The sequence below is a fragment of the Bradyrhizobium sp. RP6 genome (assembly GCF_003837805.1).
In the GTDB taxonomy this organism is placed as follows: domain Bacteria; phylum Pseudomonadota; class Alphaproteobacteria; order Rhizobiales; family Xanthobacteraceae; genus Bradyrhizobium.
This window is the reverse complement of sequence record NZ_RQIT01000002.1, coordinates 596,427-620,606: the sequence shown is the minus strand read 5'-3', so window position 1 is coordinate 620,606 and position 24,180 is coordinate 596,427. Positions and strand designations below refer to the sequence as shown.

Genomic DNA, 24,180 nt, shown 5'->3' with positions numbered 1-24,180 from the left:
TCTCTTCGCCGGCCCCCATTGGTCCTAGGGTGGACCCGCGTCCGCTAATACTTCGCAAAATCAACCCGGCCACAGCGGCACAGAGCTAATGAACGGTATATCTATCGTGTCGGATTGAGATAATCGAAGCGCAGGCCATCGCGGCCGCCGTTCCGTGCTATCCAGCAAGTTGAAACCTCGACTCATCTGTTCCCCATGGCCAAGAGCACCCTCTCCTTCGTCTGCCAGAACTGCGGCGCGGCCTATAACCGCTGGCAGGGCAAGTGCGAGTCCTGCGGCGAGTGGAATACACTCGCGGAAGAAGACACGAGCGGCAGCGTTCCGGTGTCGATCCGCTCCAAACGCAAGGGCCGAACGTTCGCGCTGGAGAGCCTTGCCGGAAAAAGTCCGGATGCGCCGCGCCTGTCCTCAGGGATGACCGAGCTCGACCGCGTCACCGGCGGCGGCTTCGTCCGCGGCTCGGTGCTGCTGGTCGGCGGCGATCCTGGAATTGGCAAGTCGACGCTGCTGACGCAGGCGACCAGCCTGCTGGCGCGCGCCGGCCACCGCGTGGTCTACATCTCCGGTGAAGAGGCGGTCGCCCAGGTGCGCCTGCGCGCCGAGCGGCTCGGGCTGTCGGACGCACCGGTCCAGCTCGCCGCCGAGACCTCCGTGGAGGACATCGTCTCGACGCTGTCGGAGGGCGCGGTGCCGCGGCTGATCGTGATCGACTCGATCCAGACCATGTGGACCGACACGGTGGAATCGGCGCCCGGCACGGTGACGCAAGTACGCGCCTCGGCGCAGGCGCTGATCCGTTTCGCCAAGAAAACCGGCGCCGCCATCATCCTGGTCGGCCACGTCACCAAGGACGGCCAGATCGCAGGTCCCCGCGTGGTCGAGCACATGGTCGACGCGGTGATGTCGTTCGAGGGCGAAGGCTCGCAGCAATTTCGCATCCTGCGGGCCGTGAAGAACCGTTTCGGCCCGACCGACGAGATCGGCGTGTTCGAGATGACCGGCCTCGGCCTGCGCGAGGTCACCAACCCCTCTGAGCTGTTCTTGTCCGAGCGCGATCTCGGCACGCCCGGCACCGCAGTCTTTGCGGGCATCGAGGGCACAAGGCCCGTCCTGGTCGAATTGCAGGCGCTGGTGGCCCCGACCTCGCTCGGCACCCCGCGCCGCGCCGTGGTCGGCTGGGACCCGAGCCGGCTGTCGATGGTGCTGGCGGTGCTGGAGGCGCATTGCGGGGTCAAGCTGTCCGGCCACGACGTCTATCTGAACGTCGCCGGCGGCCTGCGCATCCACGAGCCCGCGGCCGACCTCGCCGCCGCCGCGGCGCTGGTGTCGTCGCTGGTTAATGCGCAGTTACCCACCGATGCCGTCTATTTCGGCGAGATCTCGCTCTCGGGCGTGGTCCGCCCCGTGGCGCAGACCCCGGCGCGGCTGAAGGAGGCGGCAAAACTCGGCTTCCAGCGCGCGGTGCTGCCCGAATCGGCACGCGGCGAGACCGGCGGCGATGCCGGATTGTCGCTGAATGCGGTGAACAGCCTGACGACCTTGGTGGCCGAGATCGCCGCCCGCGGCTCCCGCCGAGGCGAATCGAACGCCCCGGCAGAGAAAAATGCCACACCGGCAAGATTCCGCCGCGGAGAGGGTTAGGTGGAGGTGACGCCGGAGGCCCTCGCCGCTATACAGCCGTCACAAAAGCAGCATGGGATTGCGTGGTTGCGGCCTTGCCGGGAACGCCGTCTGCCCTTCTTTTAGGGCAGCGGCCAAACACCGATTCGCTGAGCGCCTTCGACAGTACGAGCGGACCAGACCAGCCGATGCCAGTAACACTCCTCGACCTGATCCTGCTCGGTGTGATGCTGATCTCGGGCCTGCTCGCCATGGTCCGCGGCTTCATGCGCGAAATCCTGTCGATTGCGGCCTGGGGCGCGGCGGCGATCGTGACGCTGTACTCGTTCTCGAAGCTGCTGCCGACGGCCAAGACCTATTTCAACAACGACACGGTCGCGAGCGTCGTCGTGGTCGCCGGCGTGTTCGTAGGCACCCTGGTCGTGGTCTCCGTGATCACGGTGCGCATCTCCGACATGATCCTGGATTCGCGGATCGGCGCGCTGGACCGCACCCTCGGCTTCCTGTTCGGCCTGGCTCGCGGGCTTTTGATCGTCGTGGTCGCCTTCCTGTTCTTCACCTGGCTGGTTCCGGACAAGCAGCGTCCGGACTGGGTCACGGGGGCCAAGTCCCGCGTGGTGCTCCAGGGAACCGGGGACTGGCTGATGGCCCTCTTGCCTGACGACCCCGAGAACACCATCTTGAAGAGATTCAAGAAAAACAAACCAGATGATGATCAAGCTGAATCCGAGCAGCAGCCTTCGGGCAGTGCCGACGGATACAGTAAATCGGCTCGTGACGGCATGAAGAAGCTGATCGAGAAACCTGCGGCGCGTTGATTGGCCCCTAAAGAAAGGCGCGGACGAGATGCGACACCCTGACCAGGACGCCCAGTTTGATCTTGATCTCAGGGCCAGTTCGGGCCCGGCCGCGCTCGAGCTTCAGGACGATCTGGAGGGGGATACGCTGCGCGAGGAATGCGGCGTGTTCGGCATCTACGGTCACCCTGATGCGGCCGCGATCACCGCGCTCGGTCTTCACGCCCTCCAGCACCGCGGCCAGGAAGCCGCCGGCATCGTCTCCTACGACGGCAGCCGCTTTCACTCGGAACGCCGCCTCGGTCTCGTCGGCGACACCTTTTCCCGCCGCGAGGTGATCGACCGCCTGCCCGGCAATGTCGCGGTCGGCCATGTCCGCTATTCCACCACCGGCGCCACCATCCTGCGCAACGTGCAGCCGCTGTTCGCCGAGCTCAATGCCGGCGGTCTCGCCGTCGCCCATAACGGCAACCTCACCAACGGCCTGACGCTGCGCCGCGAGCTGGTGCGGCATGGCGCGATGATGCAGTCGACCACCGACACCGAGGTGATCCTGCACCTGGTCGCGCGCTCCAAGCGGAGCCGCTTCATCGAGCGCTATATCGACGCGCTGCGCGAGATCGAAGGCGCCTATGCGCTGGTCTCGCTGACCAACAAGAAGCTGGTCGGCGCGCGCGATCCGCGCGGCATCCGCCCGCTCGTACTCGGCGATCTCGACGGCTGTCCGATCCTGACCTCGGAGACCTGCGCGCTCGACATCATCGGCGCGCGCTTCGTGCGCGACATCGAGCCCGGCGAAGTCATCGTGTTCGACGAGAGCGGCCAGGACATCCACAAGCCGTTCCCGCCGATGGCGCCGCGTCCCTGCATCTTCGAATACATCTACTTCTCGCGTCCGGACTCCATCGTCCACGGCCGTTCGGTCTACGAGGTGCGCAAGGCCTTCGGTGCGCAGCTCGCGCGCGAGAGCCACGTGCCGATCGACGTCGTCGTGCCGGTGCCGGATTCCGGCGTGCCCGCCGCAGTCGGCTACAGCCAGCATTCCGGCGTGCCGTTCGAGCTCGGCATCATCCGCAACCATTATGTCGGCCGCACCTTCATCCAGCCGACGCAGGCGATTCGCGAATCCGGCGTGCGCATGAAGCATTCGGCCAACCGCGCTGCGATCGAAGGCAAGCGCATCATCCTGATCGACGATTCCCTGGTGCGCGGCACCACCTCGAAGAAGATCGTGCGCATGATGCGCGATGCCGGCGCCAAGGAAGTCCATTTCCGCCTCGCCTCGCCCCCGATCCTCTATCCCGACTATTACGGCATCGACCTACCCGACCGCGGCGGCCTGCTGGCGGCGACTCATTCGCTGGAGGAGATGCGCGAGATCATCGGCGCGGACTCGCTCGCCTTCCTGTCGATCGACGGCATGTACCGCGCCATGGGCGAGCCCGGCCGCGACCCCGCCAATCCGAAATTCTCGGACCATTGCTTCACCGGCGCCTATCCGACCCACCTCACCGACCAGACCCAGACCGAGCCCCAACCGCGGCAATTGTCGCTGCTGGCCGAGGCGAGCTGACGAAGGCGTCACCCCGGGGCGGTCCGTAAGGACCGAACCCGGGATCCTGGGTCTGGTGCTTTGCACCATCCCGGAATGACAGGTGCCGTGATGGGGCTTGTCCCGGCCATCCACGCCTGTAAAACCCCGCCATGACCAAGTCCCTCGCTGACCGCATCGCTCTCGTTACCGGCGCCTCGCGCGGCATCGGCTTCGCCACGGCCAGGGCGCTGGCCAAGGCGGGTGCGCATGTCGTTGCGGTGGCGCGCACGCAGGGCGGGCTGGAAGAACTCGACGACGAGATCCGCAAGGACGGCGGCAGCGCCACGCTGGTGCCGCTCAACCTCAGCGATTCCGACGGCATCGCGCGGCTGGGCGCCAGCCTGCACGAGCGCTACGGCAAGCTCGACATCCTCGTCGGCAATGCCGGCGTGCTCGGCCCGTCCTCGCCGCTCGGCCATATCGAGCTGAAGACGTTCAACGAGGTGATGGCGGTGAACGTCTCCGCGAACTTCCAGCTGATCCGCTGCATGGAGCCGCTGCTGAGGCAGTCGGACGCCGGGCGCGCCGTGTTCATCACCTCCGGCGCCGCCAGTAAGGCGACCGCCTATGTCGGCCCCTACGCCGCGTCCAAGGCCGCGCTGGAAACGCTGGCCCGCGCCTGGGCGCAGGAGACGGCGAATACGAAGCTGCGAGTCAATTTGCTCAATCCCGGCCCGGTCCGCACGCGCATGCGCGCGACGCTGATGCCGGGCGAGGATCCGGCGACGCTCGACACGCCCGAGCAGGTCGCCGAATTCATCGTGCCGATGTGTGGGCCTGGCTGGACCGAGACCGGCAAGTTCTACGACTACAAGACCCGCACCGTGATGAGCTTCCGCGCGCCGGCCTGATTGACCCGATTGCCTCCCCACGATTGATGGCCCGCGCTTAGGCGGCAGCAACGTCGGCAGTTCGGTCACATCGGGCACGGCGATCGATGCCAAGGGTAACGACTATACCGCCGAGGCCGATATCGGAAAGCACATCCGGAAATTCAAGCTGACATCAGCGCGCTCAAATAGCGTCTCAACGCATTTTGCCCGAAGGTTAACCGACGGATGACGCTACGACGCAGCGTCATCCAGCTTTAGGCGCATTGCCGCCGGCCGTGGGACAGGCTAGAGCCATCAGCCGGAACAAGGCTCCGCAAGAGAGCCGTCCGCATATTTGACAATGGAGGAAACCTTTTATGACGACGACGTTCGCGCGCCGCTCCGCGGCCCTTCTGGCCTGTGTCGCCTTCAGCTTTGCCACATCCGCCTTCGCCCAGGACAAGACGGTCAAGATTGGCGTGCTCAACGACATGTCGAGCCTTTATGCCGATATCGGCGGCCCGAACTCCGTGGTCGCGATCAAGATGGCGGTCGAGGATTCCGGCCTGCTCAAGAAGGGCTGGAAGATTGAGGTTTTGAGCGGAGATCACCAGAACAAGCCTGACGTCGGCGTCAATATCGCCCGGCAGTGGATCGACAACGAGAAGGTCGACGCGATTGCGGACACGCCGAGCTCGGGCGTAGCGCTCGCGGTGAGCAATCTCGTCAAGGAGAAGAACGCGGTGCTGCTCAATTCGGGCGCGGCCACGGCAGACCTCACCGGCAAGGCCTGCACGCCCAACACCATCTCCTATACCTACGACACCTACATGCTGGCCAACGGCACCGGCAAGGCGCTGACCAAGGCCGGCGGCGACAGCTGGTTCTTCCTGACCGCCGACTACGCGTTCGGTCACGCCCTGGAGCGCGACACCAGCGCCGTGGTCACCGCCAACGGCGGCAAGCTGCTCGGTGGCGTCAAGCACCCGCTCAACACCGCGGACTTCTCCTCCTTCCTGCTTCAGGCGCAATCGTCGAAAGCCAAGATCATCGGCCTCGCCAATGCCGGCGGCGACACCACCAACGCCATCAAGCAGGCCGCCGAGTTCGGCATCGTCCAGGGTGGCCAGAAGCTCGCCGCGCTGCTGCTGTTCATCAACGACGTGCACTCGCTGGGCCTCAAGACCGCGCAGGGCCTGACCTTCACTGAATCGTTCTACTGGGACCTGAACGACAAGACCCGCGAATGGTCCAAGCGCTTCTCGGCGCTGGCCAGCAAGAACGCGATGCCCTCGATGACCCAGGCCGGCAATTACGCGATGGTGCTGCATTATCTCAAGGCGATGGAAGCGCTCGGGGGCAATCCCCATGACGGCGCCAAGGTCGTCGCCAAGATGAAGGAGCTGCCGACTGACGATCCGCTGTTCGGCAACGGACCGCTGCGCGCCGACGGCCGCCGCCTCATCCCGGCCTATCTGTTCGAGGTGAAGAAGCCCGAGGAGTCGAAGGGCCCGTGGGACTATTACAAGCTGGTCGCCACCATCGCGCCTGAAGACGCAGCCAAGCCGCTCAAGGACAGCGACTGCCCGCTGGTGAAGAAGTGACCGCGTAGCGGTTACGCGACGTCACACAGATCATGCCCGGGCTCGTCCCGGGCATTGGCGTTTCGGACTGTCTTCGTCGCCGCCAGCGATCGCGCCGGACTGGCGCAGCGCCCTGCGCTGTCGCCTCGCCGGAGCCGTCGCTCACGACGGCCGCTTGCGCTTGTGCGCGAAAGGATTGGCCTTCTCGCGAAGAGTGATACGCACCGGCGTGCCCGGCAGCTCGAAGGTCTCGCGCATGGAGTTGGTGAGATAGCGCAAGTAGGATTGCGGCACCACGTCCGCACGCGAGCAGAACAGCACGAAGCTCGGCGGGCGCGCCTTGTTCTGGGTGATGTAGTTCAGCTTCAGCCTGCGGCCGGACACCGCCGGCGGCGGATTGGCCTGGATCGCCTGCTCGAACCAGCGATTGAGCGCGGCCGTCGGCACGCGCCTGTTCCAGACCGCGTAGGCGTCCTGGATCGCCTGCATCAGGCGGTCGATGCCCTCGCCCATCAGGCCTGAGACGGCGACGATAGGCACGCCCTTGAGCTGCGGCAGCCAATGGTCGGCATCGCGGCGCAGGCCCGAGATCGCGCCGCCCCCCTTGGTCTCCATCAGGTCCCATTTGTTGACGGCGAGCACGACCGCCCTTCCCTCGCGCTCGATCAGATCGGCGATGCGCAGGTCCTGCTCCTCGAAGCGGTTCTGCGTGTCCATCATCAGCACGACGACCTCGGCAAAGCGCACCGCGCGCAACGCGTCCGCGACCGAAAGCTTCTCCAGTTTCTCCTCGATCCGCGAGCGTCGACGCAGGCCTGCCGTGTCGAAGACGCGAAAATCGCGGCCCTTCCAGTGGATCTCGACTGCGATGGAATCGCGCGTGGTGCCGGCCTCCGGGCTGGTCAGCAGACGCTCCTCGCCGAGCAGATGATTGATCAGCGTCGATTTGCCGGCGTTGGGCCGGCCGACGATGGCAACCCGGATCGGACGCGTCGCGGCCTCCTCCTCCGAGAGCGGCGCATCCTCCTCGCCCTCGTCCTCGTCGACGGGCTCCGGCATCAGCTTGGCCAGTGCGTCATAGAGCTCGCCCATGCCCTCGCCATGCTCGGCGGATATCTGGATGGGATCGCCGAGGCCGAGCGCAAAGGCCTCCATCGCGCCGGCATCGCCATGCTTGCCCTCGCTCTTGTTGGCGATCAGCAGCACCGGCTTGTTGGCCTTGCGGGCGAAATCGGCGAAGGCGCGATCGGTGGGCGTGAGGCCGATGCGGGCATCGATGACGAAGAACAGCGCGTCGGCCTGCGCGATCGCAGTCTCGGTCTGCTCCTGCATGCGCGCGGTCAGCGAGCCCCTGGCGCCCTGGTCGAGGCCGGCGGTATCGATGATCGTGAACTGGAGGTCGCCGAGCCTGGCCTCGCCTTCGCGGCGGTCGCGGGTGACGCCCGGCAGGTCATCGACCAGCGCGAGCTTCTGTCCGACCAGGCGGTTGAACAGCGTCGATTTGCCGACATTGGGCCGGCCGATGATGGCGATCGTGAAGGACATCGGTCATTCGTGCGCTGCCGAGGCTGCGCCTGTCAATGCAATGGGAAATATCAGCGCGAGAAGCTGCCGCTCGGCAGCGGCGCCGGGAAGGCGCTCTGGGTTTGCTGCTGCGCGGGCTGGGCGGGCTGCGCCTGCTGGACGGGCTGGTCCGGCGGCGGCGCGGTGGTGCGCCTGCGGACGATCTTGTGCTTGGGCGGCGGAGCGGCCGGCGCGGCCTCGGGCTGGGCTTCGCCGTCGACCTCACCGGCCGGCGCTTCGGCCGGCGCGGCGGCGACCGGCTGTCGCGATTTCGCGGCCTTGGCGCCCTTCGCCGGCTTGGCCGGCTCCGGTGGCGGCTCCGCAGGCAAAGCTGCGACGGCAGGCGCGTTCGGATCGGGCTGCTGCTGCGCGCCCTTGTACAGCTCCTTCGGCACGCCCTGCTCGAGGCCCGGCACGCCCTCCGGGAACACCGGCTTGCGGTCGCCCGGCAGCTTCTTCTTGGTGTCGAGGAAGTCGAGCATGTCGCTTGGATCGAAGCTGGAGCAGCCGCCCAGCACGCCGGTGAAGGCGATGAGGACGGCGGCTGCGATCAAGCGTGGCGTGCGGCGCATCTTGTGTCTCGTCTCAAGTCAGAGGGCCGTCGTCAGCTGTTCTTGCTCAGCTCTTGGCGACGGGCGGCAGCAGAGCCTGGAGCGCCTCGGCACGCGAGCGCAGGCCGGGCGGCGTTTCGCCGTCTCCGTCAATCGCGTCGAGCCATTTGCGGGCTGCGGTCATGTCGTTGTTGCGCCAGGCCGACAATGCCAGCATCTCGCGGGCGCTGTGGCGGAAGGTCGATTTCGGTGCGGCGGAGGGCTCCAGCCGCTGCTGCATGTCGGCGTAGCTGGCGCTGTCGAGCAGCAGGCCGGCGGCGCGGATCTTCGCCAGATCCTGCCACTCACCGCCAATGCTGCGGTCGGCGGCAATGTCGTCATACATCTTCGCGGCGGCCTTGGGATCGCGGCTCGCGGCCTCGGCGGCAGCGCGCAGCCGCGCCAGGGTTCGATAGCCCGACGGAGCCTTGGCGGCGAGCTCGGTGAAGGCCTTCTCGGCGTCGGCGTGCTTGTTCTGCTCGGACAGCTCGACGGCCTTCTCGAAGGCGGCGCCGGCCTCAGCGGCCTTCTTGGCCTCCAGATATTGGTAGCCGCGCCAGCCACCGACGGCGGCCACGACCAGCACCATCAGGGCGATGAAGTAGATCGAATACTTGTCCCACAGCTTCTTGAGCTGTTCGCGACGTACTTCCTCGTCGACTTCGTTAAATAATTCAGACACTTATCTTAATCCCATGCCCGTCCGGGTGCGCGCGCCAAAGCGTTCGCGTCAGGAATCCCGTCCCCACGTGGCCGCGGGGTACCCTAACGATATGGCGGTGGCAAGGCAAAGCGAGGCCGATCAAGGCGTTAACCACCCGGGGCAGGCCCGGAGAACCCCGTCCGGCTCAGCTTCCGAGCAGCTCCCGCAGCTGCCGTTTCAGCACTTTGCCATTGGCGTTGCGCGGCAGCGGCTCGGCCGTGATCGCCAAGGTCTCGGGAACCTTGTAGTCGGACAGCCGCTCCGCGCACCAAGCCCGCAAGTCGGTGTCGGCCACCGGCGTGCGTGTCACCACCACGGCGTGGACGCGCTCGCCCAACACGGGGCACGCCTTCGCAATGATCGCGCTCTCGACCACGGCGGGATGCCCCGCCAGCACGGATTCGACCTCGGCCGAATAGATCTTCAGGCCGCCACGGTTGATCATGTCCTTCTGCCGGTCGAACACGCGGACAAACCCCTCCCCGTCGACCGAGCCGAGATCGCCCGAGTGCCAGAACCCGCTGGTGAAGCTTTCGGCCGTGGCTTTGGGGTTATTCCAGTAGCCTTGGATGACGGAGGCGCTCTGGATCCAGAGCTCGCCGATCTCGCCAGGAGGAAGCTCCCGCCCGTCCGGTCCCATGGCAATGATGCGCGCGCCCGGACACGGCAGGCCGACGCTGTCGATGTGGCTCGCCGTCAATTCGCCCGGCATGATCGTCGACGGCGACGTCGTCTCGGTCGCGCCGTAGCAGTTCATCAGCTTCAGGCCGGGAATCTTCGCCTTGAGCTTCTCGATGGTCGCGACCGGCATCGGCGCGCCGCCAAAGCCGCCGATGCGCCAGCTCGACAGATCATAGCTGTCGAAATCGGGCTGGAGCAGGCAGAGATTGTACATCGCCGGCACCATCACCGTGTAGGTGACGCGCTCGCGTGCGGCGAGCTTGAGGTAATCGGCCGCCTTGAATTCTGGCATGATGATCAGCGCGCCGCCGCAGCGGATCATTGTCGTGATGTTGGCGACGACGCCGGTGACATGGCCGAGCGGCACCGCGGCGATCGAACGGTCGACGTCCGTCAACTGCAGGCAGGACACGAACACCATCGAGGAATGAACGATGTTGCAATGGGCCAGCATCGCGCCCTTCGGCTTGCCTGTCGTCCCCGAGGTGTAGAGGATCATCGCGGTGTCCTCCTCGCTCGTCTCGACCGGCGCCGGCGCCGGGGGGTTGTCGGCGAGCACGGCGAAACGCGACCGAGCCGGATCCTCGTCGACGGCGATGCGATGGATGACATCGGGCACATCCTGCGCATCCGGCAGCCGCTCGGCGAGCGAGGCCTCGTGGATCAGGATCTTTGCGCCGCAATCGGCCAGCACATAGGCGATCTCCGGCTTCTGCTGGCGGGTGCTGAGCAGCACCGTCACCAGGCCCTCATGCGCAGCGGCGAATAGCAGCAGGGGAAATTCGATGCGGTTGCCGAGCAGGATCGCGACACGATCGCCGCGCCGCAATCCGAGCTTGCGAAATCCCGCTGCAATCCGTGCGGCCTGCTCCACGGCCTGCTGCCAGTTCAGGCGGACATTCCCCGCGATCAGCGCTTCACCGCTGGCGTTGCGGGCGCAGGCTTCCGCGATCATCGCCCACAGGCTCGCCGGCCGATCCCGGAAGGCGGGCACGACCCGATCGCCAAAGCGCGCTTCATACCGCATCGGCGGGATCTGCGAATGCGACCAATCCATCGAAGGCCCTCTGCTTGTTGCTCTTACCAGCTTCCGCGCATGGACATCCGGGTCTCGTCTTGTGCTGACCGGCTAGACACCGATGACGGGAACACCGATCACGACCGGATGGAACGCGAACGCAAGCGCCAAATAGGCGACGATGCCGACCGCAACTGCGATCAGATCGTTGGTGATGCCGCCGACCGGAATCGGCGGGCCGCCGGCGTCGGTGCGATGCTTGAGCGAAATACGGTCATACACCGCCCAGCCCAGGAACGAGCCGAACAGGATGATCGAGCCGAGATCGCCGTTGGCGAGCAGGTGCGCGGCGGCCCACAGCTTGATGCCCGCCAGCATCGGATGCTTCAAGGTCGCATAGATGCGGCCGCGCAAGTAAGAGGCCACCACCAGGATGACCGCCGGCAGCATCAATGCGAGCGTAATGTGCTTCATGGCCTTCGGCGGATACCAGACGTCGATCCAGCCCGTGGCGCGATAGTGGGCATAGCCCCAGATGATCATCGCGAGCCCCGCCAGCGAGATGAGCGAATAGAGGATCTTGTAGGATCCCTCGCCGAGCCTTGCGATCGCCTCGGCGCGCATCTCGCGTTTGGTGGTGAACACATGCGCCGCAAAAAACAGCGCAAGCCCCAGGATCATGACCAGCAGACCCACGACATTCTCCCCTTTTGACCAGCGCCCCAGCCTCTGAGGTATCATCGATTGGCTCGCTGTCGCAACTCTTCCTCATGGTGAGGAGGCGCTCAGCGCCGTCTCGAACCATGCAGGCCCGGCTGTGCGACAGCGTCGCCTTTCATCCCTTCGAGACGCGCGCGGTGCGCGCTCCTCAGGATGAGGAGACAGAGCGGTGCTACTTCGCAAGCTCGCGATTGTCGACGTAGCGGATCGCGATCGGCTTGCCGGCCAGCGCGCCGCCAAAGCTGCTGGTGAATTTCAGCGGCAGGCATGCCTTCAACGATGCGTTGATGGCATCGAGATAGGTCGCGCGGGTGTCGGCGGGGACACCCGCAGTCGCAAATGTCATGCGCGGCGGGCCGATCAGACCGCCCGATCGGTTGAGGCTGAACCGCACCGACATCTGCATGCCCGCCCGCGCATGGTCAGCGGGAGGAGGTGACCAACACGAACGCAGCTCGGCGAAGAGGTCGCCGATCGTATCAAGGTCATGATCGGGCCGCCGGTACTTCGCAATGTCGGCTTGCGCAGGAACGCTCTCGACCGTGAGCTGGAGAGTCTCGCCGAATGGAAATGGAATTTCGGTGATGCAAGGTCCCTGAAAAGGCCCGCCGCACGGCTCATACGAGAACGGCTCCTCTTCGAGAGGGCGGCGCCACGCGTCGGCCGATGCCGGCAGGATCGTCACAAGGAGGAGCACAAGGATGAAGCGCCACATGACCACGAAACCACAGGACCCATCCCGATGGAAATCGGCACCGGCCGCCCCGGTATCAAGCCTGCGCTCGTTCACATACGCGTTCAAATCCGCTCTTGAGGTCATGCCGGGGCATGGCAGCGGACAGTATGGCTGCACGGCGGAGGGACGTGGCTGCCCTACCCCTTCTTCTTGACGTCCTTGACGTTGCTGAACTCGATGCCCTCGGCGCGCTCCCTGGTGTAGCCGAGATAGAATTCGTTCCGGGCGAGATACACGGGATCGCCGTCGACGTCGTCGGCGATGCTGGAGGTGTTGGCAGCGATGAAGGCGTCGAGCTTCTTGCGGTCCTCCGAGGAGACCCAGCGTGCCAGCTGAAATTCGCTGACCTCGAACTCGACCGGCAGCGAATACTCCGCCTCGAGCCGAGCCTTCAGCACGTCGAGCTGGAGCGCACCGACCACACCGACGAGAGCCGGCGCGCCGTCACGCGGGCGAAACACCTGCACCACGCCCTCCTCCGACATCTGCTGCAGCGCTTCCTTCAGCTTCTTCGCCTTCATCGCGTCGGTGAGACGGACGCGGCGGACGATTTCCGGAGCGAAGCTCGGCACGCCGACGAAGTTGAAATCGTCCCCTTCCGTCAGCGTATCGCCGATGCGCAGCGTGCCGTGGTTGGGAATGCCGACGACGTCGCCGGCGAAGGCTTCGTCCGCCACGGAGCGATCCTGCGCGAAGAAGAATTGCGGGCTCGACAGCGGCATGCTCTTGCCGGTGCGCACGAGCTTCGCCTTCATGCCGCGGCTGAGTTTGCCGGAGCACAGCCGCGCGAAGGCGATGCGGTCGCGGTGGTTCGGATCCATGTTGGCCTGGATCTTGAACACGAAGGCGCTCATGCGCGGATCGGTGGCCTCGACCTTGCGCTGGTCGCTGTCCTGCGCACGCGGCTCGGGCGCGAACTTGCCGAGGCCTTCCAGCAGGTCGCCGACGCCGAAATTGCGCAGCGCGCTGCCGAAATAGACCGGCGTCAGATGGCCTTCGCGGAACGCCTCGAGCTCGAACGGCTTTGACGCCTCCGTGACGAGCTCGAGCTCGTCCTTCACGGCGGAGACGTCGAGATTGGCGTTGAGCTTGGCCAGTTCTTCGATCTCGATCTGCTGCGCCGCACCGGTCTTGGCGCCGCCGCCTTCGAGCAGGCGCACGCCGCCATTGACGACGTCATAGGTGCCGAGGAAGTCGCGGCCGCGACCGACCGGCCAGGTCATCGGCGTGGTGTCGAGCGCCAGCGTCTTCTCGATCTCGTCGAGCAGCTCGAAAACGTCGCGGCTCTCGCGGTCCATCTTGTTGATGAAGGTGATGATCGGAATGTCGCGCAGGCGGCACACCTCGAACAGCTTCCGGGTGCGCGCCTCGATGCCCTTGGCGGCGTCGATCACCATCACCGCGGAATCGACCGCCGTCAGCGTGCGATAGGTGTCTTCCGAGAAGTCCTCGTGGCCCGGCGTGTCCAGCAGGTTGAACACCAGCCCTTCGAACTCGAAGGTCATCACCGAGGTCACGACCGAGATGCCGCGTTCGCGCTCGATCTTCATCCAGTCGGAACGCGTATTGCGCCGCTCGCCCTTGGCCTTGACCTGGCCGGCCAGATTGATGGCGCCGCCGAACAGCAGCAGCTTCTCGGTCAGCGTGGTCTTGCCGGCGTCGGGGTGGGAGATGATCGCAAAGGTCCGCCGCCGCGCCACTTCTGCGGCAAGCGGGGAACGGGCCGGCGATTCGGCTGTGGTGATGGCGATGTCGGACATGGCGGGAGCGTGTGGCAGGGAAAACGGGCCTGATCAAGCCTCATTTGGTGATTGCGGAGCCATTCGGCCAGTCCCATATCGGCTTTCGGGAAGGACGGCCTTCCGTTTCTCAGCACCTCAGCCGCGGGGACGACCCTGCCTTGAATGGAGGGCCGTCATGGCCTGGAGCATCCTGTTCGTCGCCGGCCTTCTCGAGATCACCTGGGCGATCGGCCTGAAATACACTGAGGGTTTCACCAGGCTTCTGCCGTCGGTGATCACCTTGGCGGCCATGGCCGGCAGCGTCATCCTGCTTGGACTTGCGCTCAAATCGCTCCCGGTCGGAACCGCCTATGCGGTCTGGACCGGCATCGGCGCGGTGGGCACTGCGACGCTCGGCATCGTCCTGTTCGGCGAGCCGGCAACGGCCTTGCGCCTTGCCAGCATCGCCCTGATTGTCGCCGGGATTGCCGGACTGAAGCTCGTCACTTGACGAAGATCTGGACCAGCCACCAGGTCAGCGCCGCGACGATGGCTGAGGCCGGGATCGTGATCACCCAGGCATAGACGATCGAGCTCGCGACGTTCCAGCGGACGGCCGAGACGCGGCGGGCGGCGCCGACGCCGACGATGGCACCGGTGATGGTGTGGGTGGTCGAGACGGGAACTCCGAGATAGGTCGCCATGAACAGGGTCGCGGCGCCCCCCGTCTCGGCGCAAAAGCCCTGCATCGGCGTCAATTTCGTGATGCGCAGGCCCATGGTGCGGACGATGCGCCAGCCGCCCATCAGCGTGCCCAGCGCCATTGCCGCCTGGCAGGACAGCACCACCCAGAACGGCACCGAGAACTCGCTGCCGAGATGACCCTGCGAATACAGCAGCACCGCGATGATGCCCATGGTCTTCTGCGCGTCGTTGCCGCCATGGCCGAGCGAATAGAGCGAGGCGGAGGCGAATTGCAGGATCCGGAAGGCACGATCGACCGCGAACGGCGTCGAGCGCACCGAGGCCCACGACACGATCGCCACCAGCATCATCGCCAACAGGAAGCCGACCAGCGGAGACAGCACGATCGCCAGCACCGTCTTGGACAGGCCGCCCCACACCGCGGCCGAAATCCCCGCCTTGGCCATGCCGCCGCCGACGAGGCCGCCGATCAACGCGTGCGACGACGAGGACGGAATGCCGAGCGCCCAGGTCACGAGGTTCCAGACAATCGCGCCGATGAGCGCTGCGAAGATCACCTGGGCATCGACGACCGCGGGATCGATGATGCCGGTGCCGATGGTCTGGGCGACGTGCAGTCCGAACACCATGAAGGCGATGAAATTGAAGAAGGCGGCCCAGAACACCGCGAATTGCGGCCGCAGCACGCGGGTCGAGACGATGGTCGCGATCGAATTGGCGGCGTCGTGCAGGCCGTTCAGGAAGTCGAACAGCAGCGCGACGGCGATCAAGCCGACCAGGATGGGAAGACCCAACGCGGCGTCCACGGCGGCCCTGCCCTAAAGTTGGCGCATGATCTGAACGGAAAACCGCTGCACACTGTTCCGGATCATGCGCTAAACCTGCTCGATGACGATGCTGTTGATCTCGTTCGCGACGTCGTCGAAGCGATCGGCCACCTTCTCGAGATGGTCGTAGATCTCGACGCCGACGATGAAATCCATCGCATTGCCCTCGCGATGCTTCAGGAACAGCTCCTTCAGGCCGATGTCGTGGAGATCGTCGACCCGGCCCTCCAGCTTGCCGAGCTCTTCGGTGATCGCGGTCAGCATGGCGACGTTCGGGCCGATCGACTGCATCAGCGGCAGCGCACGCCCGACCAGATTGGCGCATTCGATCAGGAGCCCGCCGATCTCGCGCATGGGCGGCTCGAAGCTGCGGACCTCGAACAGCATGACCGCCTTGGCCGTCTGCTGCATCTGGTCGATGGCATCGTCCAGCGACGTGATGAGGTTCTTGATGTCGCCGCGGTCGAACGGAGTGATGAAGGTGCGCCGCACCGCCGTCAGCACCTCACGGGTAATGTTGTCGGCGTCGTTCTCGAACTGGTTGACGCGCTGGCAATAGACCGGCGTCTCCTCGCCCCCATTGAGCATGCCCTGGAGCGCGATCGCGCCCTGGATCACGGTCTGGGCATGCCGGTCGAACAGGTCGAAGAACCGTTCTTCCTTGGGCAGGAACGCACGAAACCAACGCATCATGGGGATAGGCTACCGGTTAGAATGGTCAGGCCCCGGAGGGCTGTCATGAAACTGTCATAGACCATTTTCGATCCGCGCGCGTGTCATCTCACGCCCACGGAGCCGGGTCATCCACCGCTTTCACGCATCAATGAAATTGATGCAATTTCAACTACTTATAGCGATCGACGGAAGTAATGCGCGATTTCGCCGATGACGCCGCGGCGGAAGGTGAGCACGCAGATCACGAAGATCGCGCCCTGGATCACCGTCACCCACTGTCCGAAGCCCGCCAGATATTGCTGCATGGCGATGATGACGAAGGCGCCGACCACGGGTCCGAAAATGGTCCCAAGACCACCGACCAGCGTCATCAGCACGACCTCGCCCGACATCGACCAGTGCACGTCGGTGAGCGAGGCGTTCTGGGCCACAAACACCTTCAGCGCACCGGCAAAACCGGCCAGCGTACCCGACAGGACGAAAGCCAGGAACTTGTACTGGTCGGTGCGGTAGCCGAGCGAGATCGCCCGCGGCTCGTTCTCGCGGATCGCCTTCAGGACTTCGCCGAACGGCGAGTTGATGATGCGGAAGATCAGGAGGAAGCCGGCAAGGAAGCCGGCCAGCACGACGTAATAGAGCACCGTCGGCTTGGAGAGATCGAAGACGCCGAACATGTACCCCTGCGGGATGCCCTGGATGCCGTCCTCGCCGTGGGTGAATGGGACCTGGAGATAGATGAAGTACAGGAGCTGCGACAGCGCCAGCGTGATCATCGAGAAATAGATGCCCTGGCGGCGGATCGAGATGTAGCCGGTGATGATCGACAGGACGAACGCCGCGGCGATGCCGACGAGGATGCCGAGCTCCGGCGGCAGCGCCCACACCTTCAGCGCATGCGCGCTGCAATAGCCCGCTGTCCCTAAGAACATCGCGTGGCCAAAGGACAGCAGGCCGCCGTAGCCGATCAGCAGATTGAAGGCGCAGGCGAGCAGCGCAAAGCACAGCGCCTGCATCACGAAGAAGGGATAGACGCCGGTGAACGGCACGGCCGCCAGCAGCAGCGCCATCAGCACGAACACGATCATCTCGTCGCGCATCGCGCGAGGGGTCACCGGCAGCGTGTCGTCCGTCAGGGTTGTCATCTCAGGCGGCCCTTCCCGTCAATCCCGTTGGCTTCACCAAGAGCACCAGCACCATCAGCACGAACACGACGGTGTTGGAGGCCTCGGGGTAGAAATACTTGGTCAGGCCCTCGATCACGCCGAGCGCGAAGCCGGTGATGATGGAGCCCATGATCGATCCCATGCCGCCGATCACGACCACCGCGAACACGACGATGATGAGGTCGGCGCCCATCAGCGGCCGCACCTGGTTGATCGGCGCCGACAGCACGCCGGCGAGTGCCGCAAGGCCGACGCCGAGACCGTAGGTCAGCGTGATCATGCGCGGCACGTTGATGCCGAAGGCGCGCACCAGCGTCGGGTTCTCGGTGGCGGCGCGCAGGTAGGCGCCGAGCTGCGTCTTCTCGATCAGGAACCAGGTCGCAAGGCACACGACGAGGGAGAACACGACGACCCAGCCGCGATAGATCGGCAGGAACATGAAGCCGAGATTCATGCCGCCCTTGAGCTGGTCCGGAATGGCATAGGGCAGGCCGGAGGAGCCGAAATAGTTCTGGAAAACGCCCTGCACGATCAGCGCGATGCCGAACGTCAGCAGCAGGCCGTAGAGGTGATCGAGCCCCGTCAGCCATTGCAGCATGGTCCGTTCCAGGATCATGCCGAAGATGCCGACGATGATTGGCGCGAGCAGCAACGCCCACCAGTAGCTGATCCCGCCGAGGTTCAGCAGGAAATAGGCGACGAAGGCGCCCATCATGTAGAGCGCGCCATGGGCGAAATTGATGATGTTGAGCATGCCGAAGATTACGGCAAGCCCGAGACTGAGCAGCGCGTAGAACGAGCCGTTGATCAGTCCCACCAGTAGCTGAGCGTATAGAGCCTGCATCGATCCCGCACCCGGTCCCTTCGGCGTTCCCTGAAAGTCGCCCGCGGGCCTCAAGGCCTGCGGGCCGTTATCTTACTTCTTCAACAGCGCGCACTTGCTCGCGGACAATGGCGTGAAAGCCTGGTCGCCCGGCACCGTGCCCACCAGCTTGTAGAAGTCCCATGGCCCCTTGGACTCCGAGGGCTTCTTCACCTCGAACAGATAGGCGTCGTGGATGGTGCGGCCGTTGGGCTGGATCTCGCCCTTGGCGAACAGATCGTCCTCGGTCGGCATCGACTTCATCTTCTCGACGACCTTGACGCCGTCATGCGGGTTGCCGCCGAGCGCTTCGAGGGCCTTGAGATAGTGGCGCACGCCGGCATAGACCCCCGCCTGCACCATCGTGGGTGGCGCGTTGTTCTTCATCTTCTCGGCGAAGCGCTTGGAGAACGCCCGGGTCTTGTCGTTCATGTCCCAGTAGAACGTCTCGGTGAAATTGAGTCCCTGCGCCGTCTCGAGGCCGATCGCCTTGACGTCGGTGAGGAAGAGCAAGAGGGCCGCGAGCTTCTGGCCGCCCTTGACGATGCCGAACTCGGCCGCCTGCTTGATCGTGTTGGTGGTGTCGCCGCCGGCGTTGGCAAGGCCGATGATCTTGGCCTTGGAGGCCTGCGCCTGGAGCAGGAAGGACGAGAAGTCCGGCGTGTTGAGCGGATGCTTGACGCCGCCGATCACCTTGCCGCCGTTGGCCGTGACCACCGCCGTGGTGTCGCGCTCGAGAGCAGCACCGAAGGCATAGTCCGCGGTCAGGAAGAACCAGGTGTCGCCACCTGCCTTCACCAGCGCCTGGCCGGTGGTGTGCGCCAGCATGTAGGTGTCGTAGGTCCAGTGCACGGTGTTGGGCGAGCACTGCGCGTTGGTGAGATCGGAGGTCGCCGCACCCGAATTGATGTAGACGCCGTTCTTCTCCTTGATGACGTTATTGACGGCGAGCGCCACGCCGGAATTCGGCACGTCGACGATGACATCGACCTTGTCGACGTCGAACCACTGCCGCGCGATCGCGGTGCCGATGTCCGGCTTGTTCTGGTGATCGCCGGAGATGATGTCGATCTTCCAGCCCTTCGCAGCCAGGCCGGAATCCTCGACGGCCATCTGCGCGGCGAGCGTCGAGCCGGGGCCGCCGAGGTCGGCGTAGAGCCCGGACTGATCGGACAGCGCGCCGATCTTGACCGTCTTGTCCTGCGCCGACGCGACGCCTGTTGCGGCGAAGGTGAGCGCGGTGGTCAGCAGCAATGACGCAATCGACCTGGTCTTCATGCAACTTTCCTTTTTGAATTTTCTCGTTGGCAGCTCTTCAACTCGAGCACGATCTCTTCGGAAAACCGCTACGCACTTTGCGCTGACGTGGCCCTCCGGATCCCGATCATGCTCTAGACGCCCAAATAGGTGTGGAGCTTGTCCATGTTGGCGGCAAGCTCCGCGTTGGAGAATCCGTCAATGATCTTGCCGTGCTCGACCACGTAGTAGCGGTCGGCGACGGTGGATGCGAAGCGGAAGTTCTGCTCGACCAGGAGGATCGTGAAGCCCTCCTTCTTGAGCCGCGCGATGGTGTGACCGATCTGCTGGATGATGACGGGCGCGAGGCCCTCGGTCGGCTCGTCCAGCATCAGGAAGCTCGCGCCGGTGCGCAGGATGCGCGCGATCGCGAGCATCTGCTGCTCGCCGCCCGACAGCTTGGTGCCCTGGCTGCTCAGCCGCTCCTTCAGGTTCGGAAACAGATCGAAGATCTGGTCGAGCGGCAGTCCGCCCTCGCGGACGACCGGCGGCAACATCAAATTCTCCCGCACGTCGAGGCTGGCGAATATGCCCCGCTCTTCCGGGCAGAACGCGATGCCCATGCGCGCGATCCTGTCGGAGGTCGCGCGAATGATCTCCTGGTTGTTGAACTTCACCGAACCGGAGCGCTTGCCGATGATGCCCATGATCGACTTCAGCGTGGTCGTCTTGCCGGCGCCGTTGCGCCCGAGCAAGGTGACGACCTCGCCCGCGTTCACGTCGAAGTCGATCCCGTGCAGGATGTGGGACTCGCCGTACCAGGCTTCGAGGTTGCGGACTTGAAGGATGTTTCCGCCGCTCGCAGCCCTGGCCGGAGCCTCGGCGATCGCAGTGTCAGGCATGACCGGCTCCCAGATAGGCTTCCTTGACGCGCTCGTCCTTGGTGAGCTCGGAGTAATGACCCTGCGCGAGCACCTGCCCGCGCGTCAGCACGGTGATGATGTCGGAGAGATTGGCCACGACGCTCAAATTATGCTCGACCATGAGAATGGTGTATTTCGCCGAGATACGCTTGATCAGCGCCGCGATCTTGTCGATGTCCTCGTGGCCCATGCCGGCCATCGGCTCGTCGAGCAGCATCATCTCTGGGTCGAGCGCGAGCGTGGTTGCGATCTCAAGTGCGCGTTTGCGTCCATAGGGCATTTCGACCGCGGGCGTGTTCGCAAACTCGCTGAGGCCGACATCGTTCAGCAACTCGCGCGCGCGATCGTTGAAGCGATTGAGCACGGACTTGGAACGCCAGAAATCAAACGAAGAGCCGTGCTGGCGCTGCAGCGCGACACGGACGTTTTCCAGCGCGGTGAGATGCGGAAATACCGCCGAAATCTGGAATGAACGCACAAGACCCAAGCGGGCCACGTCGGCCGGCGCCATCGCCGTGATGTCCTGCCCCTTGTAGAGGATCTTTCCGGCCGACGGTTTGAGGAACTTGGTCAAAAGATTGAAGCAGGTCGTCTTGCCGGCCCCGTTCGGGCCGATCAACGCATGAATGCTCCCACGGCGAACCTTGAGCGCAACGTCGCGGACGGCGAAGAAGCCCGCAAACTCCTTGGTCAAGCCTTCCGTTTCGAGAATGAACTCATCGGCCAAACAGATTTCCCCCTGCCCGCGAGGCGCGTGGCTGTCCTTGTTGCTTCGGCTGTCCGGAGGACTTGCAGCCCACCCGGGGCGCCGCCTCCGGGCGCGGAATATGCCGGAGGTGACGGGGGTTAGGCAAGGCGGAAAGCTGAGCAGATCAGGCCTCCGGCTGGGGTACAAATGCTCCCTTAGTCGGAGACGTCTCGATGTCGTGCCTGCCCGGCCTCCCGGTTCGCAAGGCACCGGTCATCAAGCCGTCGTTAACGGTCTTTCGTTCCGTACGCCAGCCTTCATCAAAAATTTTCCCACAAGCGGGATCATGCGCGCCTCTTCACGTGCGGAGAATATTGCTTTGGATTTTGCAGGCGCCGCTCCCTCCGTCGTCATGTCGATCCGGCAACGCGATCTCCTGAACACGTGGCTGCGACTTTATGCACGCCAGCAGATCGCGTCGGCGATCTGGGAGTATCAGCCCGCGCGACTCGAGGAGGAGCTCTCGGATCTCATCTACTATACGGTGGAATTTTCGACGCCGAAGCCCCGCCTCATCATCCAGAGCGAGGGCACACGCATCTCGCACGCCTATGGACATACCGGCAAGGGCGTTCTGCTCGATGATTATGTCGGGCCGCGGCTCGCCCCGTTCGTGATGCCGATCTATCATGAATGTGTGGCACGCGGGCTGCCCGTCTACAGCGTTGCCAACGTCGAGGACATCTACGGGCGCATGGTCGCCTATGAACGGCTGCTGCTGCCCTTCCAGACCGACGGCAAGGTCTGTCACGTCATCGCCTCGATCAAGACCTTCTGCGAGGACGGCGGCTTCGAGATCAAGAATCTGATGCGCGGAAATGACGCGCTGCCGCGTCCAAAGATGCGCGCCGTGATCGATCGCGAGCTGTTACATCGCGCCCCGGGCCGCATCGCGTCCGCCGAGACGGTCGAGTTCTGCGACCAGCAGGGTCCGGGCATCACCGCCGAGATCATCGAGCTGAACTAGCGGTCGGCGCGCTTTGCCGCCGACCTCCTTTGCATAGACATCCGGCTTGAAGCCGACCAGCAGCTTGCCGCCCATTTCCAGCACCGGCCGCTTGATCATCGATGGTTGCGCTAGCATCAACGCCAACGCCTTTTTCTCACTGAGGCCTTCCTTGTCGGAGTCGGGGAGCTTCTTGAAGGTCGTCCCGGCGCGATTGAGCAGCGTCTCCCACCCGACCTTGTCGCTCCACTGCTTGAGCTTGTCCTTCTCCACGCCCGCCGCCTTGTAGTCGTGAAACTCGTAAGGCACGTCATGGGCATCGAGCCAGGCACGGGCCTTCTTCATGGTGTCGCAGTTCTTGATACCGTAGATGATGTTGGGCAAGACGTTCCTCGCGCATGGCGTATCGTGCTGTGCGTGGTGTTGTACGAAACTCCGGCTCGCGCGACAATATTGCGGACCACCCTCTCCGAACGGACATCCCATGCACGTTACCCACGATCCCGCAGCCGCCGCCTCGCCGACCATCGACTTCAACAGCTTCCTCGCGGTGGATGTCCGTGTCGGCACCATCGTCGACGCCAAGCCGTTTCCGGAGGCGCGCAAGCCCGCCTGGCGTCTCTGGATCGATTTCGGACCCGCCATCGGCGTACGCAAGAGCTCGGCCCAGATCACCGAAAATCACCCACTCGAAACCCTCGTGGGGCAACAGGTTGCGGCCGTCGTCAATTTCCCGCCGCGCCAGATCGGCCCAGTCGTCTCCGAGGTGCTGACGCTCGGCTTTCCCGACGCAAACGGCAAGGTCGTGCTGGTGCAGCCGAGCAAGCCTGTGCCAAACGGCGGACGCCTGTTCTAGGGAAGATCACGGCCGCTTCGGAATGTTCAGCCCGCGCTGTACCGCCGGACGCGCCAGCCCGCGTTCGAGCCAGCTACCGACCGCCTTGAACTGGCCGAAATCCACGAGATCGCCGGCGCCGTAGAATCCAATGAGATTCCGCACCCAGCCGAGCATGGAGATGTCGGCGATGGTGTAGTCGTCATCCATGAACCACTGCCGGCCGGAAAGGTGCATCTCCATCACGCCGAGCAGGCGTTTGGACTCATTGACGTAACGTTCGAGGGGCCGCTTGTCCTCGAAATCCTTGCCGGCGAATTTGTGAAAGAAGCCGACCTGGCCGAACATCGGCCCGATGCCCCCCATCTGGAAGTGCACCCACTGGATGGTTTGATAGCGGCGAGCGGCATCCTCCGGCAGAAGCTTGCCGGACCTCTCCGCGAGGTATTGCAGGATCGCCCCGGACTCGAACAGCGGCAGCGGCCTGCTCCCGGGACCGTTGGGATCGAGGATCGCGGGGATCTTGCCGTTCGGATTGAGCGACAGAAACTCCGGTGTCTTCTGATCGTCCTTGCCGAAATCGACCAGATGGACTTCGTAGGGGAGTCCGATCTCCTCCAGTATGATCGAGACCTTGACGCCGTTCGGCGTGGGCAAGGAATAGAGCTGAAGCAGTTCGGGATGTTTCGCCGGCCAACGTTTGGTGATGGGAAAGGCGGACAGATCGGACATCGGGACCTTTGGTGCATGGACTGAGGCATGCTCAATCTAGGCGAGGCGCCGTGCGGCGCAAGTCACACTTCGTCCCGGCTAACCTGTGCCTATGGCGGCAGCGTTGCCACCACCACGGTCGGGGTCGTTGCTTCATGCTGGAGGCGATACTCGACGAACCATTCCCCCGTGATCAACAGCAGGGCCGTAAAGGCGATCGTCAGCATCGCGGTCGCCAATTGGCGCACGTCGTACATGGCATTTTGTCCCTCGACAGCCCTTGGCGTAAAACGTCGGCTCAAGCGCCACGTTCCGAAGTGACACGAAAATATTGCTATTTTTCCCCGTATTTTGCTGCGAGGCCTTCGCGCTGTTCCGGCATCCCGCACAGGGACCAATGGCGTCCTCGAG

The 24,180-nt window shown here is 64.5% G+C and carries 24 protein-coding genes and 1 pseudogene; 8 read left to right on the top strand and 17 right to left on the bottom strand.

All coding sequences use genetic code 11. The annotated features are described in order from the left end of the window. Positions 1 to 195 precede the first annotated feature (195 nt). The 5 genes from radA (at position 196) to EHH60_RS07790 (ending at position 6,427) form a co-directional block, all read left to right on the top strand. Complete coding sequence (gene radA, locus EHH60_RS07810; RefSeq protein ID WP_028178043.1) at positions 196 to 1,641, top strand: DNA repair protein RadA; 1,446 nt, start codon at positions 196 to 198, stop codon at positions 1,639 to 1,641. Positions 1,642 to 1,808: 167 nt separating this feature from the next. After that, positions 1,809 to 2,438, top strand: coding sequence for a CvpA family protein (locus EHH60_RS07805; protein ID WP_124159076.1), 630 nt, complete (start codon positions 1,809 to 1,811; stop codon positions 2,436 to 2,438). A 28-nt stretch (positions 2,439 to 2,466) separates the two neighbouring features. Next, positions 2,467 to 3,990 carry an amidophosphoribosyltransferase gene (gene purF / locus EHH60_RS07800; RefSeq protein WP_124158864.1) on the top strand — a complete coding sequence of 508 codons (1,524 nt, stop codon included), beginning with the start codon at positions 2,467 to 2,469 and terminating at the stop codon, positions 3,988 to 3,990. Between the two features lie 131 nt (positions 3,991 to 4,121). Continuing rightward, positions 4,122 to 4,862, top strand: coding sequence for an SDR family NAD(P)-dependent oxidoreductase (locus tag EHH60_RS07795; RefSeq protein ID WP_124158863.1), 741 nt, complete (start codon positions 4,122 to 4,124; stop codon positions 4,860 to 4,862). A gap of 338 nt (positions 4,863 to 5,200) precedes the next feature. Next, a complete protein-coding gene (locus EHH60_RS07790) occupies positions 5,201 to 6,427 on the top strand; it encodes an ABC transporter substrate-binding protein (protein ID WP_124158862.1) in 1,227 nt (408 codons plus the stop codon). Between the two features lie 141 nt (positions 6,428 to 6,568). On the opposite strand, the gene der is transcribed toward EHH60_RS07790, so the two are convergent. The 7 genes from der to EHH60_RS07755 form a co-directional block, all read right to left on the bottom strand. Beyond that, complete coding sequence (der, locus tag EHH60_RS07785) at positions 6,569 to 7,951, bottom strand: ribosome biogenesis GTPase Der (RefSeq protein ID WP_124158861.1); 1,383 nt, start codon at positions 7,949 to 7,951, stop codon at positions 6,569 to 6,571. Between the two features lie 50 nt (positions 7,952 to 8,001). Beyond that, positions 8,002 to 8,541 (bottom strand): hypothetical protein, encoded by a 540-nt coding sequence (locus tag EHH60_RS07780; RefSeq protein ID WP_124158860.1) that lies wholly within the window; start codon positions 8,539 to 8,541, stop codon positions 8,002 to 8,004. A gap of 46 nt (positions 8,542 to 8,587) precedes the next feature. Further along, positions 8,588 to 9,241 (bottom strand): tetratricopeptide repeat protein, encoded by a 654-nt coding sequence (locus EHH60_RS07775; RefSeq protein WP_124158859.1) that lies wholly within the window; start codon positions 9,239 to 9,241, stop codon positions 8,588 to 8,590. Between the two features lie 166 nt (positions 9,242 to 9,407). Continuing rightward, a complete protein-coding gene (locus EHH60_RS07770) occupies positions 9,408 to 11,000 on the bottom strand; it encodes a class I adenylate-forming enzyme family protein (RefSeq protein ID WP_124158858.1) in 1,593 nt (530 codons plus the stop codon). 72 nt (positions 11,001 to 11,072) lie between these two features. Beyond that, positions 11,073 to 11,657 (bottom strand): NnrU family protein, encoded by a 585-nt coding sequence (locus EHH60_RS07765; RefSeq protein ID WP_124158857.1) that lies wholly within the window; start codon positions 11,655 to 11,657, stop codon positions 11,073 to 11,075. A 196-nt stretch (positions 11,658 to 11,853) separates the two neighbouring features. Continuing rightward, a complete protein-coding gene (locus EHH60_RS07760) occupies positions 11,854 to 12,396 on the bottom strand; it encodes a UCP034077 family protein (RefSeq protein ID WP_124158856.1) in 543 nt (180 codons plus the stop codon). Between the two features lie 158 nt (positions 12,397 to 12,554). Then, positions 12,555 to 14,177: a peptide chain release factor 3 gene (locus EHH60_RS07755; RefSeq protein ID WP_124158855.1), complete on the bottom strand. Its 1,623-nt coding sequence runs from the start codon at positions 14,175 to 14,177 to the stop codon at positions 12,555 to 12,557. Between the two features lie 157 nt (positions 14,178 to 14,334). On the opposite strand from EHH60_RS07755, the gene sugE reads away from it, so the two are divergent. Continuing rightward, entirely contained in the window at positions 14,335 to 14,649 is a 315-nt protein-coding gene (gene sugE, locus EHH60_RS07750; RefSeq protein WP_124158854.1) for a quaternary ammonium compound efflux SMR transporter SugE, read from the top strand. On the opposite strand, the gene EHH60_RS07745 is transcribed toward sugE, so the two are convergent. From EHH60_RS07745 to EHH60_RS07715, 7 genes are all read right to left on the bottom strand, one after another. After that, positions 14,642 to 15,649, bottom strand: coding sequence for an inorganic phosphate transporter (locus EHH60_RS07745; RefSeq protein ID WP_124158853.1), 1,008 nt, complete (start codon positions 15,647 to 15,649; stop codon positions 14,642 to 14,644). The two genes, sugE and EHH60_RS07745, sit on opposite strands and share 8 nt — an antisense overlap. 69 nt (positions 15,650 to 15,718) lie before the next feature. Further along, positions 15,719 to 16,363, bottom strand: a complete 645-nt coding sequence (locus EHH60_RS07740) for a DUF47 domain-containing protein (RefSeq protein ID WP_124158852.1) — start codon at positions 16,361 to 16,363, stop codon at positions 15,719 to 15,721. Positions 16,364 to 16,518: 155 nt separating this feature from the next. Continuing rightward, positions 16,519 to 17,487: a branched-chain amino acid ABC transporter permease gene (locus EHH60_RS07735; protein ID WP_124158851.1), complete on the bottom strand. Its 969-nt coding sequence runs from the start codon at positions 17,485 to 17,487 to the stop codon at positions 16,519 to 16,521. A gap of 1 nt (position 17,488) precedes the next feature. Beyond that, positions 17,489 to 18,352 carry a branched-chain amino acid ABC transporter permease gene (locus EHH60_RS07730; RefSeq protein WP_124158850.1) on the bottom strand — a complete coding sequence of 288 codons (864 nt, stop codon included), beginning with the start codon at positions 18,350 to 18,352 and terminating at the stop codon, positions 17,489 to 17,491. A 72-nt stretch (positions 18,353 to 18,424) separates the two neighbouring features. Continuing rightward, complete coding sequence (locus tag EHH60_RS07725; protein ID WP_124158849.1) at positions 18,425 to 19,648, bottom strand: ABC transporter substrate-binding protein; 1,224 nt, start codon at positions 19,646 to 19,648, stop codon at positions 18,425 to 18,427. A 113-nt stretch (positions 19,649 to 19,761) separates the two neighbouring features. Further along, the gene (locus tag EHH60_RS07720) at positions 19,762 to 20,508 is read right to left on the bottom strand and encodes an ABC transporter ATP-binding protein (protein WP_124158848.1); all 747 of its coding nucleotides are present in this window, start codon (positions 20,506 to 20,508) and stop codon (positions 19,762 to 19,764) included. Further along, entirely contained in the window at positions 20,501 to 21,256 is a 756-nt protein-coding gene (locus EHH60_RS07715; protein WP_014495850.1) for an ABC transporter ATP-binding protein, read from the bottom strand. The genes EHH60_RS07720 and EHH60_RS07715 overlap by 8 nt, the downstream gene beginning before the upstream one ends. Positions 21,257 to 21,563: 307 nt before the next feature. Here EHH60_RS07715 and EHH60_RS07710 point away from each other — a divergent pair, with 307 nt between their 5' ends. Continuing rightward, on the top strand, positions 21,564 to 22,244 hold the full coding sequence (locus EHH60_RS07710; protein WP_124158847.1) for a hypothetical protein: 681 nt from the start codon (positions 21,564 to 21,566) through the stop codon (positions 22,242 to 22,244). A gap of 12 nt (positions 22,245 to 22,256) precedes the next feature. Here the strand turns inward: EHH60_RS07710 and EHH60_RS07705 are convergent. Continuing rightward, positions 22,257 to 22,607 (bottom strand): annotated as a pseudogene (locus EHH60_RS07705) (ArsC family reductase); the annotation flags it as partial. Between the two features lie 100 nt (positions 22,608 to 22,707). On the opposite strand from EHH60_RS07705, the gene EHH60_RS07700 reads away from it, so the two are divergent. Continuing rightward, the gene (locus EHH60_RS07700) at positions 22,708 to 23,079 is read left to right on the top strand and encodes a tRNA-binding protein (RefSeq protein WP_124158846.1); all 372 of its coding nucleotides are present in this window, start codon (positions 22,708 to 22,710) and stop codon (positions 23,077 to 23,079) included. Between the two features lie 6 nt (positions 23,080 to 23,085). On the opposite strand, the gene EHH60_RS07695 is transcribed toward EHH60_RS07700, so the two are convergent. Together EHH60_RS07695 and EHH60_RS37450 are read right to left on the bottom strand one after the other, a co-directional pair. Next, a complete protein-coding gene (locus EHH60_RS07695; protein WP_124158845.1) occupies positions 23,086 to 23,790 on the bottom strand; it encodes a glutathione S-transferase family protein in 705 nt (234 codons plus the stop codon). An 89-nt stretch (positions 23,791 to 23,879) separates the two neighbouring features. Then, positions 23,880 to 24,026: a hypothetical protein gene (locus EHH60_RS37450; RefSeq protein ID WP_199751337.1), complete on the bottom strand. Its 147-nt coding sequence runs from the start codon at positions 24,024 to 24,026 to the stop codon at positions 23,880 to 23,882. Between the last annotated feature and the right edge of the window lie 154 nt (positions 24,027 to 24,180).

What these genes read in the sequence shown, in the direction of transcription:
- EHH60_RS07700 (WP_124158846.1), top strand. Translation starts at nt 22,708, where the DNA reads ATGCACGTTACCCACGATCCCGCAGCCGCCGCCTCGCCGACCATCGAC.
- EHH60_RS07725 (WP_124158849.1), bottom strand. Translation starts at nt 19,648, where the DNA reads ATGAAGACCAGGTCGATTGCGTCATTGCTGCTGACCACCGCGCTCACC.
- purF (WP_124158864.1), top strand. Translation starts at nt 2,467, where the DNA reads ATGCGACACCCTGACCAGGACGCCCAGTTTGATCTTGATCTCAGGGCC.
- der (WP_124158861.1), bottom strand. Translation starts at nt 7,951, where the DNA reads ATGTCCTTCACGATCGCCATCATCGGCCGGCCCAATGTCGGCAAATCG.
- EHH60_RS07780 (WP_124158860.1), bottom strand. Translation starts at nt 8,541, where the DNA reads ATGCGCCGCACGCCACGCTTGATCGCAGCCGCCGTCCTCATCGCCTTC.
- sugE (WP_124158854.1), top strand. Translation starts at nt 14,335, where the DNA reads ATGGCCTGGAGCATCCTGTTCGTCGCCGGCCTTCTCGAGATCACCTGG.
- EHH60_RS07770 (WP_124158858.1), bottom strand. Translation starts at nt 11,000, where the DNA reads ATGGATTGGTCGCATTCGCAGATCCCGCCGATGCGGTATGAAGCGCGC.
- EHH60_RS07795 (WP_124158863.1), top strand. Translation starts at nt 4,122, where the DNA reads ATGACCAAGTCCCTCGCTGACCGCATCGCTCTCGTTACCGGCGCCTCG.
- EHH60_RS37450 (WP_199751337.1), bottom strand. Translation starts at nt 24,026, where the DNA reads ATGTACGACGTGCGCCAATTGGCGACCGCGATGCTGACGATCGCCTTT.
- EHH60_RS07790 (WP_124158862.1), top strand. Translation starts at nt 5,201, where the DNA reads ATGACGACGACGTTCGCGCGCCGCTCCGCGGCCCTTCTGGCCTGTGTC.
- EHH60_RS07740 (WP_124158852.1), bottom strand. Translation starts at nt 16,363, where the DNA reads ATGATGCGTTGGTTTCGTGCGTTCCTGCCCAAGGAAGAACGGTTCTTC.
- EHH60_RS07755 (WP_124158855.1), bottom strand. Translation starts at nt 14,177, where the DNA reads ATGTCCGACATCGCCATCACCACAGCCGAATCGCCGGCCCGTTCCCCG.
- EHH60_RS07720 (WP_124158848.1), bottom strand. Translation starts at nt 20,508, where the DNA reads ATGCCTGACACTGCGATCGCCGAGGCTCCGGCCAGGGCTGCGAGCGGC.
- EHH60_RS07730 (WP_124158850.1), bottom strand. Translation starts at nt 18,352, where the DNA reads ATGCAGGCTCTATACGCTCAGCTACTGGTGGGACTGATCAACGGCTCG.
- EHH60_RS07760 (WP_124158856.1), bottom strand. Translation starts at nt 12,396, where the DNA reads ATGTGGCGCTTCATCCTTGTGCTCCTCCTTGTGACGATCCTGCCGGCA.
- EHH60_RS07805 (WP_124159076.1), top strand. Translation starts at nt 1,809, where the DNA reads ATGCCAGTAACACTCCTCGACCTGATCCTGCTCGGTGTGATGCTGATC.
- EHH60_RS07695 (WP_124158845.1), bottom strand. Translation starts at nt 23,790, where the DNA reads ATGTCCGATCTGTCCGCCTTTCCCATCACCAAACGTTGGCCGGCGAAA.
- radA (WP_028178043.1), top strand. Translation starts at nt 196, where the DNA reads ATGGCCAAGAGCACCCTCTCCTTCGTCTGCCAGAACTGCGGCGCGGCC.
- EHH60_RS07710 (WP_124158847.1), top strand. Translation starts at nt 21,564, where the DNA reads ATGCGCGCCTCTTCACGTGCGGAGAATATTGCTTTGGATTTTGCAGGC.
- EHH60_RS07735 (WP_124158851.1), bottom strand. Translation starts at nt 17,487, where the DNA reads ATGACAACCCTGACGGACGACACGCTGCCGGTGACCCCTCGCGCGATG.